The sequence below is a fragment of the Blautia stercoris genome, from assembly GCF_054657695.1.
Window position 1 is genome coordinate 1,715,427 of the sequence record NZ_BAAHYF010000001.1, and the last position, 18,352, is coordinate 1,733,778.

An 18,352-nucleotide genomic window follows, 5' to 3' on the forward strand; every position below is an offset into this window, starting at 1 on the left:
TTCTCTTTAAACAAGGTAGAAATCGGCATTAGCCGATTTCCCCTTCTTTCTCTAAGTTTATTTTTTCCGTTTCAATTTTTTACCCACAGCTACGCCAACCAGCAAAACTGTTATCAGTAAAACTACAACACCATATATCCTTTCTTTTTTAATATTTTCTTTTTTTAATGTTGGAGCTAGCCCTGTATCTGATTCGTCATCCACTTCTGGCATTGACTCTATTACTTCTTTCACCTGTTCAAAACTATAAATACTATTCTCATTCAGTTCCTGACTTTCTTCTGAACTAAAAGCACTTATATCATTTTCTCCGGTTACCACATCTAATGTAACAATCTGATATTTGCCTTCTCTACAAACAACACCAAAAGGCTGTCTCATCTTCGGAGTTCCACCAAGAAGGTATATCATATCTAAATCCTCTTTATTAAGAGTTTCTCCCAAAACAGAATCTAACTTTCCAATATAGTCTGATTTTGTTTCATCATATCCGGCTGTTGGAATTGTCCAACTACCTACTTTTTCAAGTTCCATTTCCAGTTCTTCCTGTGTATAAGTGCCATCTTCAAGAAGCTCCTGCTGCAATTCTTCATCAATTGGCAGTGCCCTGCTTACAGTTACAATCACATATCTGTCTTCTGAAACTTTTACAGGAACTTCCCAAATATAAACCGCATTATCTAAAGTATCTTGTAAATTTTCAGCCGTCAGTTCTTCTTGTTCAAAAATATTTGTATCTATATATATTTTCACTGCTCGAGAATAATCGATTTGTAAATTCGTATTTTCATCTTCTACTGCGCCTTGCGCCCAACGGTAAATCTCGTCTTCCATTTGGGAAATTTCGTGTAAATCTGGATTACTGTCTAGTGTTTCGATTGAGTAAGCGTATGTATTAGAGGAATTTAAAAATATAATTGAGAAAGTAAATACTGCTATTATCAAAAATTTTTTCATAACTACGCCCTTCTTTCTTATCATCCTTTTAATATATTACCGAAAATCTATATTGACCTGTACCAGTAGCAATAGAAGTACCTCTTACCAGACTATTACGTGAATAATACCTCGACGCTGTATTTTCCCACGGATCTATAAGGTATAATGAAGAATCAGAATATCTATAACCAGCACATACAACTGCATGACCACCGCCACCATCCCATCTCATTCTTACAATAAACGGATGTCTATTATCAATAGTATTAAGTACCTCAGTAAAAGAGAGAGTTCTTTCTAAAGATGTTGCATGCTTTAAACTTTGAGAAGCATGATTTATTCCTCTCACTTCTTCTGAGCCATTTCCTGCAAGATTAATAATTTCTCCTTTTACATGTAAAACAACTGATGTTTGTGTTATTGTTTGTAATGATGCCGGCAAATCATATCTTCCGACCATAACACAAGAAGCTGCCCAGCACCAATTAGTTCGTTCCTGCCTTTGCCTTTGAACTCCCAGCCTAGTTGTATTTAATGCTCCCGAACTCTGAAATGTATAGTTTGAACCGCCCTGTGTTAAAGCTGCTGTTCTCATTGCTCCATTAGATTCTAAAAAATACCATCTATTATTTATTTTTTTCCACCCAGTTTGCATAACTCCCGAGGAATTAAAATAATACCATGTACTTCCTATCTTTTGCCATCCTACAACCATTGCTCCACTACTATTTAAATAATACCACTTATTATTTACTTTAATCCATCCTGTCTTCATCCAACCGTTACTATCAAAATAGTACCATTTTCCATCTATATATTCCCATCCATTTTTAGTATAAGTTCCATCGTTATGCTTATACCACCAACGTCCATCAGATGCCTTAATCCATTTACCTGGTTTTGTAGTTGCTCTACTATACTCAATCATTTCATTTGGCTCTGTTTCGCCCTCCACACCAATACAGGCATCTTTACTATCTTGTATGTTCCTCACATTTTCATCTAATTCCGTATATACTTTTTTATCATCATCACCTGCTGCTCGAATAGATATAGCATTAATAATAATACTGATATTAAAAATCAATGTGAACACAATAACTTTATTTATTATCTTCTTCATTTTTTCATTCCTTTCATTTTTTCAATCACGAACTATTACTTTCCTGAGTTTGCCGTTGTCTCTTAAGCCTTCATTTTTTTTAAAAAAGCCAGCAACTCTAATAATATTCTGAAAATTTATAATATTATTATGCCAATAAACTGTTACAAAGACAAAGTCTTCTATTAGCTAAAACTTACTAGTAAATATTAGATTTTTATACTACACATTCCTTTTTACTTTGATAATACTCTACTTTACATTTTCACCATTGCTCGAGCTACGTCCTATATCTTTATAATACAATTGTACTATATAAATATAGTATTCGTCAATACTTTTATTAATTATTTATTAATTATTTATTAATTATTTGTTTATTATTTCTTCTTGACCTCCCCACATTTTTATAGTACTATTTTAAAATAGTACTACATTCATAAGGAGGTTTTTATGCCAAATCGATACGGTTTATCTGACACAGAATTGGAAATCATGGAAATGATATGGTCTTCTCAATGCCCCATTTATTTCAATCAAATTTTGGATTTCTTTAATAACAATGGAAAAGACTGGAAAAAGCAAACCTTACACACTCATCTTTCACGTCTAATTGAAAAGGGTGCATTAGACTGTAAAAATGAAGGACGTAAAAAAGCTTATTTTCCAAAATTGACACGTGAGCAGCTCACTCAAAGATATGCAAAATCTTTTTTAAACAATGCATTTAATGGTTCTTTGAACTTGTTTCTTTCCGCCCTTACAGGCAACAAAAAAGATTGTACACAAGAAGATCTGGATGAACTAAGAGATTTTCTCAATAAAGATTAGGATGTGATTTTTTTATGATAAATTTAATAATTGCTTCTTCCATTCGCTTACTTTTTTATATGAATCTTATCGGAAGTGTCTTTTTATTTTTATCTATTGGCGCAACGCATTTATTTAACAAACAGCTTGCGCCCAAGCATAAACTTTTATTTTGTAAAGTAAATATCTTCTTATTTTTACTTCCTGTTCCTTTACTTACAAATTATTACAAACGATTGTTTTCTCCATTTATGATGCATCCAAAACCAACAGATAAAATACCTGTTGATGATTCAATCAGAATTGTTCAAAATCATCTGGTTCTTCGTCCACCGAATATCAGTATTGGAATTTTAATCGGACTGTTTTTATGCATTAGCATTATGCTGTTTAGAGCTATTTACATACGCCGATTATATCTTCAAACTAAAAGTTTCTGCTCAACTATTGCTTCCGATTTTAATTTTAAAGAATTCATTCAGCCAAACCAAGCTATCATTACAAACTTATCGAGGGATTTGAGATTATCTAAATCTCCAATTCTCTCATTATCCGACCACATTTCAATTCCTTTTGTGACAGGATTTTTGAACACGAAACTATTTTTACCTTTATCTTTTAATTTGTCTGATGATACAAACCATTTGATTATTAAACATGAACTTGCACATCTAAAACACCATGATAATTTATTTAAGCTAACTCTTATGCTTTTATCTGTTTTGTTTTGGTATAACCCATGTATTTATCTTTTAATTCAATTTTATCAAAATACTTCAGAATTAGCCGCTGATGATTTAGCGTTAATGAATTGTACACTCGAACAAAAAAGAAACTATGGCAAGGTCCTTTTAAAATATTCATCTACACCACCGCATCTTTCACTTGTTTCTTCAAGTGGATTTACGTTTCATCGAAAAAATACACTGAAAGAGAGGATTACTCATTTGAAAAAACATACTGTACATAAGCACCCTATTTTTACTTCTATTGTAACTGGATTCGGAATTATATTCTTAAGTATTTCTTCTTCCCTTACCATTCTTGCTTATAATACACCCGCTGTAGAAATAGATAATATTCACTCCTTAGAAGAAGTTCTTAATAAAGATAAAAATATATCTGGAACGGAAGGCTTCTTCTCAGTTGTTGATAAAGAGGAGGATACTTTTCTTTTTTCTAATTCTTATTTCACAGATGAAAATGGAACTTCTTATAATGTGGCCATACCAGATGTAGCCATATCAGAAAAAAAATTATGTAAGCATACCTATGTAAGTGGAACTTATACCAGACATGATAAAAAGACCAACGGCAGTTGCAAGGTTCTAAAATATCAAGCGCAAAGATGTTCTTCCTGCCAGAATTTAGTATTAGGAAATTTGATTTCAACTTATACATATACAAAATGTCCTCATTAATCTTTTCTAATTTCTACAATTCACAAAAAAGTGGCTGTCCTGAAAACGTAGTTCAGCGATAATCTATAAACAAGCATTCTAAATAAGCTCGCCTTTTGGCGGGCTTATTTCCTTCTCTTAATTATACAGTTAAAGAGATTCATTTCGGCTGAATCATTACATTTACCCCTAACTTTTCTAATGTACGAATATTCCTATTGATTATCTTTTCTTGATTGATAACGGAGTAGTAATCCGCTCCAAGGTCATGATAAGGAACTTTCTCTTTTAGTATATGATAGATCGCGATTAACATGGTATGGGCTACTGCAATCAAAGCCCTTTTCCCACCTCTGCGCGCGGCAATTCTTTGATAACGGGAGTAGAGATAACTTTGCTTGTTTCGTATTCCAGCACGAGCACATTCCACCAGCGTTGCTTTCAAATATTTATTTCCTTTCCGTATTCGTGTACTCATCTTTTTTCCGGCGCTTTCCTTACACTCAGGCACAAGTCCCGCCCATGAGCTGAAACGGGATTCATTTTGAAAGTGCTCCATTTCCACACCAGTTTCCGCTAAAATTCGTTCTGCACTTTTTCTTCCAATCCCAGGCATATCATCCAAAGCTTCGATTGCCCAGTTTATGGATTCTGTTTTTTTTAATATCTGCATCTAAATCCACAATTAAAGCGGTCAGGCTTTCAATATGCCCCAGTTGATGTTTCAACATTTTTTGTTGATGTTCTGATATCCGTCCTTGTAGGGATTTCTGCATTTCTGGAATTTTATCTCTGGCTCTTCCTTCGGCAAGTTCACTTAAAACAACCGGATCTGTTTCTCCAGATACAATTGCCTTTAAAATTGCCATACCGCTTTTTCCGCTGATATCGGTAATTACACTGCTCAGTTTAATATTGCAGCCTTCTAACACAGCTTGGATTCGATTTAATTCACGAGCACGTTCTTCAATTACCTCCTGGCGGTAACGGGTTATTTCTCGCAGTTCTCTTTAATCCCTATTTGGTATGTAACTTGCCTTTACTAATCCATGGCGTACCAGATCGGCAATCCACTCTGCATCTTTTACATCCGTCTTACGTCCGGGAACTCCTTTGATATGCTGCGCATTCACAACCATGATCGGTATCTGTTCTTCTTCGAATATGTTATATACAGGTTTCCAATAAGAGCCCGTACTTTCCATGGCAGCCATCTCACAATCTGTTTCTTTCAGCCACGAAACTAATTGGAGAATATCTTCCGTCATTGTTGAAAACTGACGGATTTCTTTTTTTCTGACACTCGTAAAAATACAGGCTACCATCATATTTTTATGAATGTCAATCCCACAACACCGCTTATACAATACTTCCATAAAGCAAACCTCCTTCGCATAAGCCGATGCAGCTCCTTGCTTAATTGTTGGCTGTCCTGCGTCCTCATCAAAACCCGATGGAAACAAAAAGTGGTACACCTAAGGAGCTGAAAATCAGTCTGTCGGACGGGCTTGTAAGCACCAATCCCCTTCCGATCTTATTCGGCACCTTAAGTATACCACTACATAACGTATAGCTAGTATCCAGTTTTCATTTATTGTGGTGAGATTTTCTCATGATTGTCTGTCGGAAAATAGATAGTTCCAACTAAGAGGAGGGTGTGATCCATTTCGAGTCACCCCTCCTAAATTTTATCAGAACGAGAAAAAAGATGGCAAATAATAACCATCTTTCTTCCCGTTACATGTTATAATCCCAATGATAGAACAATTTGTCTCTCTCCTTAATTCATACAACAATTATTTATTTCATTTAAAACAAAAAACGAATCATCGCATTAACATTTTTCTCAAACATTAATACGACAATTCATTTTTTATCTTCTCATTTATCAATCTCTCTTTGCTTTAATTCCTCCATATACACTTCAGCTATATACGACGGTCCATTGCACCAAAGCTTTGTTTTCTCGTCGTATAATGCCTTTCCTGTCTTAGAACATAGAAAATCCATCAGCACTTCTTTTCTATCCCTGCCCGTCTCTTCTGCAATTTCTTCCGTTACCATAGTAATAAGAAGGTCTATTGTATAGTTTATCCTTTCTTTTGATATTGTTACTTCAGACATATCTTTTCACTCTCCACAAATTTCAAACACTCAATAGCTGCTTTTGTTTTAAAACAATATTGATTTTTTAATTTATTCGGCAACAACCGTTTAATACAGAAATCATCTGATTCCTTATCACCTGCCGTTCCAAAAGCACCAGCAAGGTATGCCGTGAGGGTGGCATTTGTTGCATCATCCGCAATCTTTCCTGCAATAATATCATATTTTGTCATTTCCTGTTCAACTTCGATGAACATTTTTTTCTTTCTATGAGCTGCAACGCAGTGTAACCAGTCAACATCCGCATTTTTAAAAATATGTGTCTCAAGTTTTCCCGAAAGTTTTACTTCAAAAGTCGAAATATAGCCATAATTCTGTCCCTTTTCAATTTTTCCAATTGCTATTGCCTTAATTATTGAAGTCCTTAAAAAATTTTCTGCTTGTTCCTTGGATGTAGTTAAATAAAATCCCCGGCCAAAATCTTTTCTTTTCGCACATTTGGCAAGGTCTGGTTCTTTTACTTCACAATAACTTCCATGATAGAGAATAAGTCCATCTTTTACTTCAAGCATTAACCTCTATCCCCTTTCCTTGAAGAAGCTCCGTAATATCTTCCAGTACAGCCTCATCACCTTCGCAATGGAAAATCCCATAACCTTTTTCTATATATCCAAGAACATCTACTTTTTTGAACAAGTAAATAATCTGTTCAATCGGTAAATGCCATTCTTCTGAAGCAAGTCGGATTAATCTTGTCTGCATAAAAGTAATTTCTGCTCTCTCACTCATAATAAACCCTCCACAATCTTCAATTTTCTAATACTTTGCCTCATTCACAGTTCCAAAAGTATCTGACTACAAACTCCCACTAATTTATCAATTTCATTATATCACAATCCCAATTATTGAACAATTCATCTCGCCTCTGTAGGTATATCACAGTTATTTGTTTCATAATTTTTTTCATTTAAATCAAAAACGAATCGTCGCATTAACATTTTTCTCAAACATTAATACGACAATTCGTTCTTCATTTACTTCTTTTATTTTTTATTTACCCAGACGAATCACATTCCAGGATGCTTTTTTGATTACGCTTGTCAGCACTCCACCGTCAAGTTTGCTTCTCTCATCGCCATTTACAGGATAAACTTTTTCTCCGGCCAGGCTGTTGCCTGCTTTCAGGTCTTCGTTTTCCATAACGATGTGTTCTAATATGCGGTAGCCTTCAAAGCTTCTTACATCTGTTGTAAGTTCTACGTCTTCTTCTAAGTTACGGTTTACTGCAAAGATTGTTACTTCGTCTTTTTCTTCGTTGTAAACTGCAACAGATTCAACGTCTGTAATTTCATCATGTTTTGCAGTTGCATGTTTTGTACTGTTCATAACCGGAAGCAGTGCAACGCCACGTCCGTATTTGGAAGCATGCATAAATGGATAGAAAATAGTCTGTTTCCATGCGCCACCTGCTGCATCTGTCATAATCGGAGCAATTACATTTACTAACTGTGCCAGACATGCCATTTTAACACGGTCTGCATGTTTGATAAGTGTAATCAGCATTAAGCCAACTAACAGTGCATCTTCAAAGTTATAGATATCTTCGAGCATTGGCGGTGCTACCTGCCATGGATGATTTTCTGTGATATCATCATCGGCTGCATTTGAGTGGAACCATACATTCCATTCATCAAAGCTTAAGTTCATCACTTTTTTACTACGTTTTTTCGCTTTTACATAGTCACAGGTTGAGATAACCGTACGAATGAAATCATCCATATCATCAGACTGTGCCAGATAATCATTGCTGTCATCGTCTCTGTTTCCATAGTACTGATGCATGGAAACATAATCTACATACTCATAAGTATGGGACAGAGTCGTTGCTTCCCAGTCTGGGAAAGTCGGCATGTCACGGAAAGAACTTCCGCAGGATACCAGTTCAATACTCGGGTCAATCAGGCGCATTGCTTTTGCGGTTTCTGCTGCAAGACGTCCATATTCTTCCATTGTTTTATGTCCAATCTGCCATGGACCATCCATTTCATTTCCAAGGCACCATACTTTAATGTTGTGTGGGTCTTTTACTCCGTGCTTAATTCGCATGTCACTATATTTTGTTCCGGATGGATGATTGCAGTATTCCAGAAGATTGCAGGCATCTGAAATTCCTCTTGTACCAAGATTGACTGCCATCATAACATCAGAATTTACTTTTTCTGCCCATTTTGAAAATTCATTCAGACCAATTTCATTTTTCTCAAGACTTCTCCATGCAAGTTCCAGTCTATGTGGTCTTTCCTCAACGGGACCTACAGAATCTTCCCAGTAAAAATTAGATACAAAATTTCCGCCCGGGTAACGAATAATCGGAACATCCAGTTCTTTTACCAACTCGATAACATCTTTACGAAATCCATTTTCATCTGCTGCCGGATGACCTGGCTGATAGATTCCCTCATATACAGCTCTTCCTAAATGCTCAATAAAAGAACCATAAATTCTCTTATCAATCGGTGCAATCTGGAACTCTTTATCCAGAACCATTTTCGCTCTTCTGCTCATTTTTTAATCCTCCTGAGAATTCAAAATCATAATTATGTAAGTATTTTAAGTATTTATTCTTTTACAGCTCCGGCAGTCATACCTTCGATGAAGTATCTCTGGAAGCATAAGAACAGAATAAAGATTGGGATAATGGAGAATACAGAACCTACTACTAACAGGCTGTAGTTATCTCCATAAGGGTTAATCAGTGTATTCAAACCGATTGTTAACGTATATTTGCTGGAAGAACGTATAACCAGTAATGGCCACATGTAGTTGTTCCATGCATTCATACCATTTAAAATTGCCATAGCGGAAAATGCCGGTTTCAAAATCGGTACAATCAGACGGAAGAAAATTCCATATTCGGTTGCTCCATCAATACGACCTGCTTCAATCAGAGATTTTGGTGTACCAAGCAGGTACTGTCTGAAGAAGAAAATCGTTGACGCATGTGCAAGGAATGGCAGTACAACTGCTACATAGCTGTCCATCAGTCCCCATGTTGACATCTGTTTGTATAAAGGAAGCATGATAACTTCAAAAGGAATAGAAAGAATAATCAATACTAATACAAAGAAGAAATTCTTCCCTTTGAAATCATAAGCTGCAAAACCATAAGCTACGAAAGCACTTACCAGTAAGGTTAATACTACAGTAACAACAGTTAAGAATAAACTGTTTCTAAACCAAATCCAGTAGTCATGTTGACCGGTAAACAGTAACACGTAGTTTGAAAGTGTCATGCTTGCACTGTCTAAATCAAGGTTCAAACCATACTGAAGAAGATGATTACCCGGTTTAAAACTTGCCAGAATAATGGCATAAATCGGCAGGATAATCAAGATGGCAAGAATCGTAAAGAAAATTACCATAAGCACGGTTGCCACTCTGTTTTTTGTTTTCTGGCTTTTTCCAATTGCTTCTGCTGCCATATTATCTCTCCTCCTTCTTGAATGTTCCTGTTGCAACAAGCTGAATCATATTGATAATCATAACGATGATTAACAGTACAAGACCAACTGCACACGCATATCCCATTGCTCTCTTTTCAATACCCTGTCTGTACAGATATCCTACAATAGTAAGACCGATGTTTCTTGGTGAGTTATTTCCTTTCCATAACATGAAGGACTCAAGGAACATAGACAGACCTGCATAGATACTGATTGTTAACACATAAACGGTTGTTGGTTTTAATAATGGGAATGAAATTTTAATAAACTGCTGCCACTTTGTTGCACCATCGATAGATGCCGCTTCATAAATATCAGTTGAAATATTCTGGAGACCTGCAAGGAAGTAAAGAATATTTACACCCGTCCATCTCCAACATGCAACCAAGAGGAGTGCAAAGTAACTGGTCCACTCACCTTTTAACCATTTGATTGGTGAATGTCCAAAGAGACCGATAATCTGGTTTGCCAGTGCGGTGTCCATTTCACCAAACATCAGACGGAAAATAGTACCTGCAACTACAACAGATGTTAAAGCCGGAAGGAAGTAAACAGATTTGAAGAAATTTGCACCTTTCATCAGCTTACTGTTTAACAGACTTGCAAATAACATTGGAAATGGAATCAGTAAAATCAAAGTTCCAATCATGTATTTTACGCTGTTGTAAATTGCTTTGTAGAACATCTTATCTGAAATCAATCTCGAATAGTTATTAAAGCCTACCCATTTATCTTTGAGTACATCCTGAAAACTAAGAAGTACACCATTTGCAATCGGTACAATCCAGAATAAAAGAATTGTCAATACAAATGGAAGAATAAATACATAAGGAGCGGCTTTCTGTGAGTAAAAGAATTTTTTTACCTTGTTCATGATATATACTCCTCTCTCTAATAAGAGCGGGACATGGGATTTCCCCACATCCCGCTCTTCTTATATTACATTTCTTATCACTTACAAATGATTATTCTGCGAATTCGTTTTCCAGAGTATCCTGTGCTTCATCAAGTGCTTCTTTTACATCTACGCCAGATTCAAAGATATCATTTAAAGTCTGAGTCGTAAATACATTGTTAATAGAAGGCATTTTTTCATCTGTATAACAGTCTAATAAGCCAATGCCATCCTGTACTTCTAACAGTGTATCAAATGGTTTTGTATTGAAGTATTTTACATACTGGTTGTCTGGATTTTCTGTAATATCTGTCTGTGTCCAAACTTCTGTATTTACAGGGTCAAATCCTAATACGTTCCATACTTCTACGTTGGCTTCATCAGAAAGTTTGATGAATGCAAATACGTCTGCTGCAAGGTCTGCATTTTCACCGGATGCTACAACTGCAGTACCGGTACCGCCACCACCGATTGTCTTAACGGCATCATTGTCACCGAATACTGGAGGAGCTGCGATTGCAACTTTACCGGAAAGGTCTGTCATGTAACTTAAGTAACGGCTTGTCTGCCAGAATGGCATGATTGCTGCTGCAACCTCTCCATCATTAAACAGAGGATAAGCTTCTTCATTATCAGGCTGTCCACCAGCGATTGTAGCAAGTGCACCTGCATCCTGCATATCTTTCATGCACTGTAATACTTCAACCATCTTGTCGTTGTTTACATCAAGAGAACCATCTTCTTTTAAGTAGCTTCCACCTTTCTGAGCTAACATCAGGTTCAGTGTCCACTGTGCAGTTGTTTCAGCTGCTGCAAATGTTTTTCCGGTTGCATCGTGATATTTGATACCGGCTTCTTTAAAGTCATCCCATGTTTTGATTGTTGTGTAATCAATTCCTGCTGCTTCTAAAGCTTCTGTATTATAGAATGCAACAGTGGTACCAACATGTGTTGGAAGTCCATAGCATTTACCGTCTTTAGAATATAAGTCAAGTCTGGACTGTACTACATTATCTTTGTATGGTGCAATTGCATCTGTTAAGTCTTTCAGTCCGATGTTTCCTGTCATAAATGCCGGGAATTTTCCTAACTCGATATCAACAACATCCGGTGCACCTTCTCCGGATTCCAGAGCCAGAGACAGTTTGTTGTGCATATCATCATAAGCCATGTTGGATAATACCAGTTTTACTTTTCTGTCAGGATTCTCTTCGTTCCACTTTTCAGCCATATCTGTGTAGAAATCCTGATGGTTTTCAATGAATGTCCATACATTAAGAGTGGTAACGTCATCTCCCTCTACATCCATTTCTTTTTTACCTGTTTGTTTTGCGGAATCATCACTTCCGGAATCACTGCCTGATGAACCACAACCTGCCAATGTAGTTCCTACCATTGCTGCACATAATAATGCTGCTAACACTTTCTTTTTCATATTATAGTGTCCTCCTTTAATAATTTTATCAACTCAGAAGCCTCCTGCTTCTGCATGATACCTGGTTGACAAATACTGACATTTTTCAATTAAACGTTTAACATTTAAATGTTCCGCTCTTTTGAACTTGATTCCTATTTCCGACCTTTTTTTGTCTAATCTGCCCGAATCTTGTCTGTCATTATTGATTTTGTACAACGCTCTTGTTTGTTTTTCTTATTTATACCACATTATTTACACAATAAAAAGCTTATAAATTTTATTTTTTAACGATTAATATCTCTATAATCTCTTTTTTTTTCTTATTATCTCATTTTTTCTTTGTTTTCCATCTTTTCTACATGTTTTAATTTTTTTAAATCGTTTAAGTATGTACAAACTGCACAACATTTCCCCTCTCAATCCTAATATTTATCAATTTCAAATCCTGTTTTCTTTGTATATTTTAACGAAAAACAGCTTTCCAAAACCTTTTAAAAAAAGTCTCAAAAAGCTGTTTTTTTCATTGCTTGTATCCTATTCTCACAACTTGTACCACTATAATTTGTAGTCCTGCACAGACTTACGAATTAACATCTCACAAGGCATCTGATAAATCACTTCTTCTTCCTGCGGTACAATCCGTTTTTCCAGCAAAGCAATCATCACTTCTGCTGCACGATATCCAATATCATGCAGCGGCAGTCGGATTGTCGTGAGCGGTGGCTTATAATAACTTGATAACTCTCTGTCATCGTATCCTACAACAGAAAGTTCCTCCGGTATTTTTTTCCCAAGTTCATCCAGTCGGTCATAAAGTCCGCCTGCCATAAGATCATTCATACAAAAGACTGCTGTCACATCATGTGCAAGCAGTTCATCTGCCATTCTATATCCACTTTCTCTTGTCCAGTCTCCCTGTGCAACAAGTTCCGGATCATACACAATCCCGTTGTCTCGCAGTGCTTTCTGGTATCCGACAAGACGTGCCTGTGCATGAAGACTATCCTTTTTTCCCATAACTACACCGATTCTTCTGTGTCCATGCCGAATCAGATGACAGACAACTTCATACGCTCCATGTTCATCATCCACAACAATCGACGGCACTTTTTTGCTTTCCGTATATCCATAAGCCATGACTGCCGGTATCGGCAGGTCATCCGGAATACAATGCATCACCCTCTCATGAGCTGTCACATAAATAATCCCCTCAACCTGCTTTGCCATAAGCTTTTTTATTTCCTGTTTTACCCTTTCAAAATAATCTTCCCTGCCATAATACACATCCTGATACTTCTTATACAGCCGTAAATTCGTAAGTAAAATCTGATAATCAACTTCCTCACAGTATTCCGTAATCCCGTCAATAATATCCGGAATACTGAAAATAGTCATGTCCTCCGCTATAACACCTATGCTTCTTGTATTCTTTGTTTTAAGATTTTTCGCCACATAATTTGGCATATAGTCCATTTCCTTAGCTGTTTTGAGTACAAGTTCCCTTGTCGTTTCACTTGCACCTGGCTTTTTGTTCAATATGTTGGAAACGGTAGCCACTGATACATGACATGCCTTTGCGATTTCTTTAATCGTCGCCATTTTCCTTTTTTCACCTTCTTTTTTACTTAAACGTTTAATATAATAATTTTATTAAACAACGTCCCCTCTCTTCTGTCAACCTTTTTCGGAAAATCTCTTTTTTATTTTCTTTCTATTCATCTTTTATCTTTTATGCTATACTATACAGAAGCGACAAAAAAGGAAGTGATACTATAAATAATTCAATTTTTGAAAGAGAATATGGAGATGTCAATGACTGGGAAACTATGATGTTTCTTTATCATGCCGCATTAAAACAGGTGGCAACTAAAATTGATATCTTAAACGACGAATTTCAGTATATTCAGCATTATAATCCGATTGAACACGTAAAATCGAGAATCAAAACTCCGGAAAGCATTGTAAAAAAATTAAAAAAAGATGGTTACGAATCAAATATTCCAAACATGATTCGATATGTAAACGATATTGCCGGAATCCGCATTATCTGTTCTTTCACCTCTGATATTTATCTGATTGCTGATTTTATTCGCAAACAAAATGATTTGCGCATTGAGAACATAAAAGACTATATGAAACAGCCAAAAGAGAGCGGTTATCAAAGTTATCATCTACTGGTTTCTGTTCCGGTCTATCTCTATGATAAGACTCTCTATGTTCCCGTAGAAGTTCAGATTCGAACAATTGCACAGGATTTCTGGGCAAGCCTGGAACATAAAATTTATTACAAGTTTGAGGGAAATGCACCGGATTACATCAGTAAAGACTTACAGGAATGTGCTACGATTGTGGCTCAATTAGACCAGCGTATGCTATCTCTAAATGAGGCAATTCAGAAATACAGTGCAACAGAAAATGAAGAAACTCAGCCCAAAAAGCAAGTATAGTAAAGACTCTGAGAGTCCATTAAAAAGAACAGGGGGAAGGCATCTTAACAATGCTTCCCCTTATTCTTGTCCATGTAACCGTTTCTATTCGTTTTTAGCTGAATAAATTTTTGAAAAATTCGATAATTTTAGAGAAGAATCCCTGTACTTTTTCCTGATTCCAGTCTAATTTTAATCCTAAATCATCGATTTTATCATATAAATCTTTTGCCTGTTCTTTTAAGCTGTCCACATCAATATCCAGTCCCTTGATTTTATCCATCAAAGCAACAATTTCCTGACGGTCCTCATCAGAAAGCTGGACATCCATCTCTTGTGCTGCCTGGTCAACTACATTTCCGATTTCTTCTTCCGTCAGTTTTTTTCCATTGTCACTGCCTTCTACAACCTGTTCTTTTACTGCTCCGACTAACTGTTCTGCTTTATCGGAATCACCTACACTTTCTGCAAGTTTTCCGGTCACAACCAGTTCGTTTGTCGCAGTGTCTACATTTTCCTGACTGACAGTTTCGCCTGTCATATTCTCATAAGACTTAATTGCTCCAACCAGAGCAGCCGTACCGGAAATATTATAAGGACCAGCTACCACAATCTCTGCATCCTCAATTCCTGCTGTTACCAAGGCGTTCTGGTACATACCGGTCGTACAGTAAGTAATGTTGTAGGTTGTAACTTTAATTCCACTTCCGTCAGTTTTTCCTTTTACCAGTACAGAAGAAAGGGCTCTTGTTCCGATTACGCTTTTACTCAGATAAGAATCCAGATATTTGTGTTCATCGGCATTGGTAATCGTTGTTACGGTATAATTTTTCAAGTCATCTTCTGTCACACCAAGCAATTTTAATACGATTGCACGGTCATTTGCACTTAAGTCTGCACCTAAGGATACATAAGGTTTCTCCAGTTTTGCATCTTCTCTATCGGCCCATACACTGACCGGAGACATGACCAGCATCAGTCCTGTCATCAGTAACGCTAATTTTCTTTTGTTGAGTTTCATAATAAAAATCTCCTTTCAAAGTTTCACCCTCATCATAACACACTCCCTGTTTTTATGCATCTAAAGTTTTCATTAAGAAATTTTATCCGAAACTTTTTTCTGCCTAATCGTTTTGCAAAATCAACCCCAAAAGCAAACTCCTTACCCACTGCTTAGCGCTCTGCGCACTTGAAGTGTGAGAATGCTTATCTGCGTTCAACTGCCCCTTTACGTTTTGTTTACCCATTATACAAATTTTCTTGCCCGCCACTTAAGAAAAGTGGTATGATAAATAATACACGCAATGTACTCTCCGAATCTTTCTGTATTTGATTTTACGGCTGATTTTTCAAGAGTACATTTCACTTAAAGGAGGGATTTTTTTCATGGCTATTGCAAATCAGGAAATGATACGCGACAATAACCGCAGACAGGTGCTTGAATATCTTGTAAACCATCCACCAATCTCAAGAGCTGCACTTTCTCAGCAGCTTCATCTGACAAAAGCGACCATTTCCAATATCGTTCAGGAGCTGATTGAACAGCATCTGATTTTAGAAATCGGAAGTGCTCAGACTTCTCTTGGAAGAAAACCTATTTTACTCGAATTTCAGAAAAAATGCGGATATGTACTTTCTATTGACGTGCATCCGTCTCAGATTATCGCTTTAACCTCGGATTTAAAAGGAGAAAACTGCCGTTTAAAAGAATATCCGTTCCAAAAAGAAGATAATTTATACAAAAATCTGTGCCGGATAATTCGTGATATCCTGCCTGAGTATGGGAATTGTCCCTATAAAATCGTAGGAATTACCATCGGAATCTATGGTGTTGTACAACAAAATCAGATTCTTTTTACTCCTTATTATCCGCTTCCGGATTCTAATCTGGCCAAACTGCTTGAATCAGAGTTTCACATTCCGGTTTTTGTTGAAAATGAATCGAACCTGTCTGTTCTCGGTGAATCGGCATTTCATCATTATGACCAAAACATGGTATTATTAAATATTCATGATGGAATTGGTATGGGAATTATGATTAACGGTCATCTTTATCGTGGTCAGGACGGCTATGCCGGAGAAATCGGACATACAATTTTATTTCCCGACGGCAAACCCTGCCCATGCGGGAATCATGGATGTCTGGAACAATATGCCTCTGAGAAAGCGATTTTAGAAGAATATGCCAGACTCACCCATCAGGAACAGGTTACGATAGATGCTTTTGTCCGTGACTATCAGAACCAGGTTCCTGAAGCACTTGAAATGATGGAATTATTTTCCAAATATATTTCAATTGCAATCAACAATATTATTAATACGTTTAATATTGAACTGGTCGTGCTCAACAGCTCGTTTTCTAATTATATTCCGCAGATTAACCTTTCGATTCAGGACTATCTGCGCCATCATCAGAATCGTAAATGCCAGATCATTCCATCAAAGCTTGAGGATATTTCCGGTCTGATGGGTGGAATCCGCATTGGTGTCGAACATTTTCTGGATATTCGTCACTTGATAATCGAGAACTTTTCTTCCAACAAAATACGATAAAATCTGTCATTCACAAAAGTTTTGAATTTCGTTCATGATTTCTTCACAACTTCAACATGATTTGCACACATTTATCGAATATACTAAAATCATAAAAATAATAAAGAACAAAAATTATTTTTATATTTTCTTTTTCATATGTCGGTCGCAAACGACCGGCTCTCCTTCCTTTAATATTTATAGAAAAAAGCCATCGCCCAGTTTCGGATATTCTGGGCGATGGCTTTTCGTCTTATTTCTATATTCATTTTTTCTGTATTCATTTTATTTCTTGAATTTTTCACTTTTCAGAAAATGCATTGGCAAGTTTTGCAAAATCCTCCAAAGTCAGTGCTTCTCCTCGAATTCCCGCTTTAAATCCACATTTTTCAATAGTCTGCTGGATTTCTTCTTTGGAATAAGACAATTCCGGTGAATTATTCAATCCATTTGCAAGGGTCTTTCTTCTCTGGTTAAAAGAAGCACGAATCAGGCGGAACATCAATTTCTCGTCAGCCACCTCAACCGGTGGTTTTTCATGTCTGGTCAGGCGAATCACTGCACTTCCCACCTTTGGTCTTGGCATAAAACAGTTTGGTGGTACATTTGCCACGATATACGGCTCTGCGTAATACTGAACAGCCAGTGACAGCGCACCGTAGTCTTTTGTGCCCGGACCAACTTTCATTCGGTCTGCTACTTCTTTTTGTACCATTACGGTAATTGAATCAATCGGAACCTGACTTTCAAATAATCCCATGATAATCGGCGTTGTAATATAATATGGCAGATTTGCCACAACTTTAATCGGTTTTCCGTCATTGTGCTCCTCTGCCAGTTTTTTGATATCTACTTTAAGGATATCCTGATTGATAACCTGAACATTATCAAACTCTTTTAAGGTATCTTCCAAAATTGGAATTAACGCCTTATCGATTTCCACCGCAAACACTTTTCTGGCAGAAGCTGCCAGATACTGGGTCATAGTCCCAATTCCGGGACCAATCTCCAGTACAAAATCATCTTTCGTGATTCCTGCTGCGCTTACAATTTTATCAAGTACATGGGAGTCAATTAAAAAGTTCTGTCCGAATTTCTTCTGAAAAACAAAATCATATTTCTGCAATACTTCAATCGTATTCTTTGAATTTCCAAGATATGGGACTGCCATATTTTTTTCTCCCTTTTTTATCTGCTTTTTCATCTATATTTTTTATCTGCA

The 18,352-nt window shown here is 36.5% G+C and carries 19 protein-coding genes; 4 read left to right on the top strand and 15 right to left on the bottom strand.

The genetic code is table 11. From position 1 onward, the window contains the following. Positions 1 to 57: 57 nt before the first annotated feature. Complete coding sequence (locus ACYQ2D_RS08285) at positions 58 to 957, bottom strand: hypothetical protein (RefSeq protein WP_459785099.1); 900 nt, start codon at positions 955 to 957, stop codon at positions 58 to 60. A 28-nt stretch (positions 958 to 985) separates the two neighbouring features. After that, a complete protein-coding gene (locus ACYQ2D_RS08290) occupies positions 986 to 2,062 on the bottom strand; it encodes a C39 family peptidase (protein WP_278713125.1) in 1,077 nt (358 codons plus the stop codon). A gap of 432 nt (positions 2,063 to 2,494) precedes the next feature. On the opposite strand from ACYQ2D_RS08290, the gene ACYQ2D_RS08295 reads away from it, so the two are divergent. Together ACYQ2D_RS08295 and ACYQ2D_RS08300 are read left to right on the top strand one after the other, a co-directional pair. Further along, a complete protein-coding gene (locus ACYQ2D_RS08295) occupies positions 2,495 to 2,872 on the top strand; it encodes a BlaI/MecI/CopY family transcriptional regulator (protein ID WP_459785101.1) in 378 nt (125 codons plus the stop codon). A gap of 14 nt (positions 2,873 to 2,886) precedes the next feature. After that, positions 2,887 to 4,272 carry a M56 family metallopeptidase gene (locus ACYQ2D_RS08300; RefSeq protein ID WP_278713123.1) on the top strand — a complete coding sequence of 462 codons (1,386 nt, stop codon included), beginning with the start codon at positions 2,887 to 2,889 and terminating at the stop codon, positions 4,270 to 4,272. Positions 4,273 to 4,411: 139 nt separating this feature from the next. On the opposite strand, the gene ACYQ2D_RS08305 is transcribed toward ACYQ2D_RS08300, so the two are convergent. The 11 genes from ACYQ2D_RS08305 to ACYQ2D_RS08355 form a co-directional block, all read right to left on the bottom strand. After that, entirely contained in the window at positions 4,412 to 4,924 is a 513-nt protein-coding gene (locus ACYQ2D_RS08305; RefSeq protein WP_237925599.1) for a transposase, read from the bottom strand. After that, positions 4,869 to 5,120, bottom strand: a complete 252-nt coding sequence (locus tag ACYQ2D_RS08310; RefSeq protein WP_459785104.1) for a hypothetical protein — start codon at positions 5,118 to 5,120, stop codon at positions 4,869 to 4,871. The genes ACYQ2D_RS08305 and ACYQ2D_RS08310 overlap by 56 nt, the downstream gene beginning before the upstream one ends. Positions 5,121 to 5,261: 141 nt before the next feature. After that, complete coding sequence (locus ACYQ2D_RS08315; protein WP_459785105.1) at positions 5,262 to 5,627, bottom strand: IS110 family transposase; 366 nt, start codon at positions 5,625 to 5,627, stop codon at positions 5,262 to 5,264. A 505-nt stretch (positions 5,628 to 6,132) separates the two neighbouring features. Further along, complete coding sequence (locus tag ACYQ2D_RS08320; protein ID WP_459785106.1) at positions 6,133 to 6,375, bottom strand: hypothetical protein; 243 nt, start codon at positions 6,373 to 6,375, stop codon at positions 6,133 to 6,135. Continuing rightward, positions 6,363 to 6,929, bottom strand: coding sequence for a DUF3990 domain-containing protein (locus tag ACYQ2D_RS08325; RefSeq protein WP_459785108.1), 567 nt, complete (start codon positions 6,927 to 6,929; stop codon positions 6,363 to 6,365). Before ACYQ2D_RS08325 ends, ACYQ2D_RS08320 begins: the two co-directional genes overlap by 13 nt. Next, positions 6,922 to 7,146: a DUF3791 domain-containing protein gene (locus tag ACYQ2D_RS08330; protein ID WP_459785110.1), complete on the bottom strand. Its 225-nt coding sequence runs from the start codon at positions 7,144 to 7,146 to the stop codon at positions 6,922 to 6,924. Before ACYQ2D_RS08330 ends, ACYQ2D_RS08325 begins: the two co-directional genes overlap by 8 nt. Before the next feature lie 261 nt (positions 7,147 to 7,407). Then, positions 7,408 to 8,922 (bottom strand): arabinosylfuranosidase ArfA, encoded by a 1,515-nt coding sequence (gene arfA, locus ACYQ2D_RS08335; RefSeq protein ID WP_022303232.1) that lies wholly within the window; start codon positions 8,920 to 8,922, stop codon positions 7,408 to 7,410. 53 nt (positions 8,923 to 8,975) lie between these two features. Then, the gene (locus ACYQ2D_RS08340) at positions 8,976 to 9,839 is read right to left on the bottom strand and encodes a carbohydrate ABC transporter permease (RefSeq protein WP_117457031.1); all 864 of its coding nucleotides are present in this window, start codon (positions 9,837 to 9,839) and stop codon (positions 8,976 to 8,978) included. A gap of 1 nt (position 9,840) precedes the next feature. Next, entirely contained in the window at positions 9,841 to 10,734 is an 894-nt protein-coding gene (locus tag ACYQ2D_RS08345; protein ID WP_118701339.1) for a carbohydrate ABC transporter permease, read from the bottom strand. A 91-nt stretch (positions 10,735 to 10,825) separates the two neighbouring features. Further along, positions 10,826 to 12,190, bottom strand: coding sequence for an ABC transporter substrate-binding protein (locus ACYQ2D_RS08350; RefSeq protein WP_117457033.1), 1,365 nt, complete (start codon positions 12,188 to 12,190; stop codon positions 10,826 to 10,828). Positions 12,191 to 12,727: 537 nt separating this feature from the next. Next, complete coding sequence (locus tag ACYQ2D_RS08355) at positions 12,728 to 13,771, bottom strand: LacI family DNA-binding transcriptional regulator (RefSeq protein WP_117457034.1); 1,044 nt, start codon at positions 13,769 to 13,771, stop codon at positions 12,728 to 12,730. A 227-nt stretch (positions 13,772 to 13,998) separates the two neighbouring features. On the opposite strand from ACYQ2D_RS08355, the gene ACYQ2D_RS08360 reads away from it, so the two are divergent. Further along, on the top strand, positions 13,999 to 14,619 hold the full coding sequence (locus ACYQ2D_RS08360; protein WP_459785113.1) for a GTP pyrophosphokinase: 621 nt from the start codon (positions 13,999 to 14,001) through the stop codon (positions 14,617 to 14,619). Positions 14,620 to 14,713: 94 nt separating this feature from the next. Here the strand turns inward: ACYQ2D_RS08360 and ACYQ2D_RS08365 are convergent, their stop codons facing one another. Further along, complete coding sequence (locus tag ACYQ2D_RS08365; protein WP_459785115.1) at positions 14,714 to 15,619, bottom strand: DUF1002 domain-containing protein; 906 nt, start codon at positions 15,617 to 15,619, stop codon at positions 14,714 to 14,716. A 365-nt stretch (positions 15,620 to 15,984) separates the two neighbouring features. On the opposite strand from ACYQ2D_RS08365, the gene ACYQ2D_RS08370 reads away from it, so the two are divergent. Next, positions 15,985 to 17,151 (top strand): ROK family transcriptional regulator, encoded by a 1,167-nt coding sequence (locus tag ACYQ2D_RS08370; RefSeq protein WP_459785116.1) that lies wholly within the window; start codon positions 15,985 to 15,987, stop codon positions 17,149 to 17,151. Between the two features lie 280 nt (positions 17,152 to 17,431). Here ACYQ2D_RS08370 and rsmA read toward each other — a convergent pair whose 3' ends face one another. Then, complete coding sequence (gene rsmA, locus ACYQ2D_RS08375) at positions 17,432 to 18,301, bottom strand: 16S rRNA (adenine(1518)-N(6)/adenine(1519)-N(6))-dimethyltransferase RsmA (RefSeq protein WP_118701410.1); 870 nt, start codon at positions 18,299 to 18,301, stop codon at positions 17,432 to 17,434. Positions 18,302 to 18,352 lie beyond the last annotated feature (51 nt).

Excerpts from the sequence above, each read along its gene's own strand:
- ACYQ2D_RS08285 (WP_459785099.1), bottom strand. The coding sequence starts at position 957 with ATGAAAAAATTTTTGATAATAGCAGTATTTACTTTCTCAATTATATTT.
- ACYQ2D_RS08290 (WP_278713125.1), bottom strand. The coding sequence starts at position 2,062 with ATGAAGAAGATAATAAATAAAGTTATTGTGTTCACATTGATTTTTAAT.
- ACYQ2D_RS08295 (WP_459785101.1), top strand. The coding sequence starts at position 2,495 with ATGCCAAATCGATACGGTTTATCTGACACAGAATTGGAAATCATGGAA.
- ACYQ2D_RS08300 (WP_278713123.1), top strand. The coding sequence starts at position 2,887 with ATGATAAATTTAATAATTGCTTCTTCCATTCGCTTACTTTTTTATATG.
- ACYQ2D_RS08305 (WP_237925599.1), bottom strand. The coding sequence starts at position 4,924 with ATGCAGATATTAAAAAAAACAGAATCCATAAACTGGGCAATCGAAGCT.
- ACYQ2D_RS08310 (WP_459785104.1), bottom strand. The coding sequence starts at position 5,120 with ATGGCAATTTTAAAGGCAATTGTATCTGGAGAAACAGATCCGGTTGTT.
- ACYQ2D_RS08315 (WP_459785105.1), bottom strand. The coding sequence starts at position 5,627 with ATGGAAGTATTGTATAAGCGGTGTTGTGGGATTGACATTCATAAAAAT.
- ACYQ2D_RS08320 (WP_459785106.1), bottom strand. The coding sequence starts at position 6,375 with ATGTCTGAAGTAACAATATCAAAAGAAAGGATAAACTATACAATAGAC.
- ACYQ2D_RS08325 (WP_459785108.1), bottom strand. The coding sequence starts at position 6,929 with ATGCTTGAAGTAAAAGATGGACTTATTCTCTATCATGGAAGTTATTGT.
- ACYQ2D_RS08330 (WP_459785110.1), bottom strand. The coding sequence starts at position 7,146 with ATGAGTGAGAGAGCAGAAATTACTTTTATGCAGACAAGATTAATCCGA.
- arfA (WP_022303232.1), bottom strand. The coding sequence starts at position 8,922 with ATGAGCAGAAGAGCGAAAATGGTTCTGGATAAAGAGTTCCAGATTGCA.
- ACYQ2D_RS08340 (WP_117457031.1), bottom strand. The coding sequence starts at position 9,839 with ATGGCAGCAGAAGCAATTGGAAAAAGCCAGAAAACAAAAAACAGAGTG.
- ACYQ2D_RS08345 (WP_118701339.1), bottom strand. The coding sequence starts at position 10,734 with ATGAACAAGGTAAAAAAATTCTTTTACTCACAGAAAGCCGCTCCTTAT.
- ACYQ2D_RS08350 (WP_117457033.1), bottom strand. The coding sequence starts at position 12,190 with ATGAAAAAGAAAGTGTTAGCAGCATTATTATGTGCAGCAATGGTAGGA.
- ACYQ2D_RS08355 (WP_117457034.1), bottom strand. The coding sequence starts at position 13,771 with ATGGCGACGATTAAAGAAATCGCAAAGGCATGTCATGTATCAGTGGCT.
- ACYQ2D_RS08360 (WP_459785113.1), top strand. The coding sequence starts at position 13,999 with ATGATGTTTCTTTATCATGCCGCATTAAAACAGGTGGCAACTAAAATT.
- ACYQ2D_RS08365 (WP_459785115.1), bottom strand. The coding sequence starts at position 15,619 with ATGAAACTCAACAAAAGAAAATTAGCGTTACTGATGACAGGACTGATG.
- ACYQ2D_RS08370 (WP_459785116.1), top strand. The coding sequence starts at position 15,985 with ATGGCTATTGCAAATCAGGAAATGATACGCGACAATAACCGCAGACAG.
- rsmA (WP_118701410.1), bottom strand. The coding sequence starts at position 18,301 with ATGGCAGTCCCATATCTTGGAAATTCAAAGAATACGATTGAAGTATTG.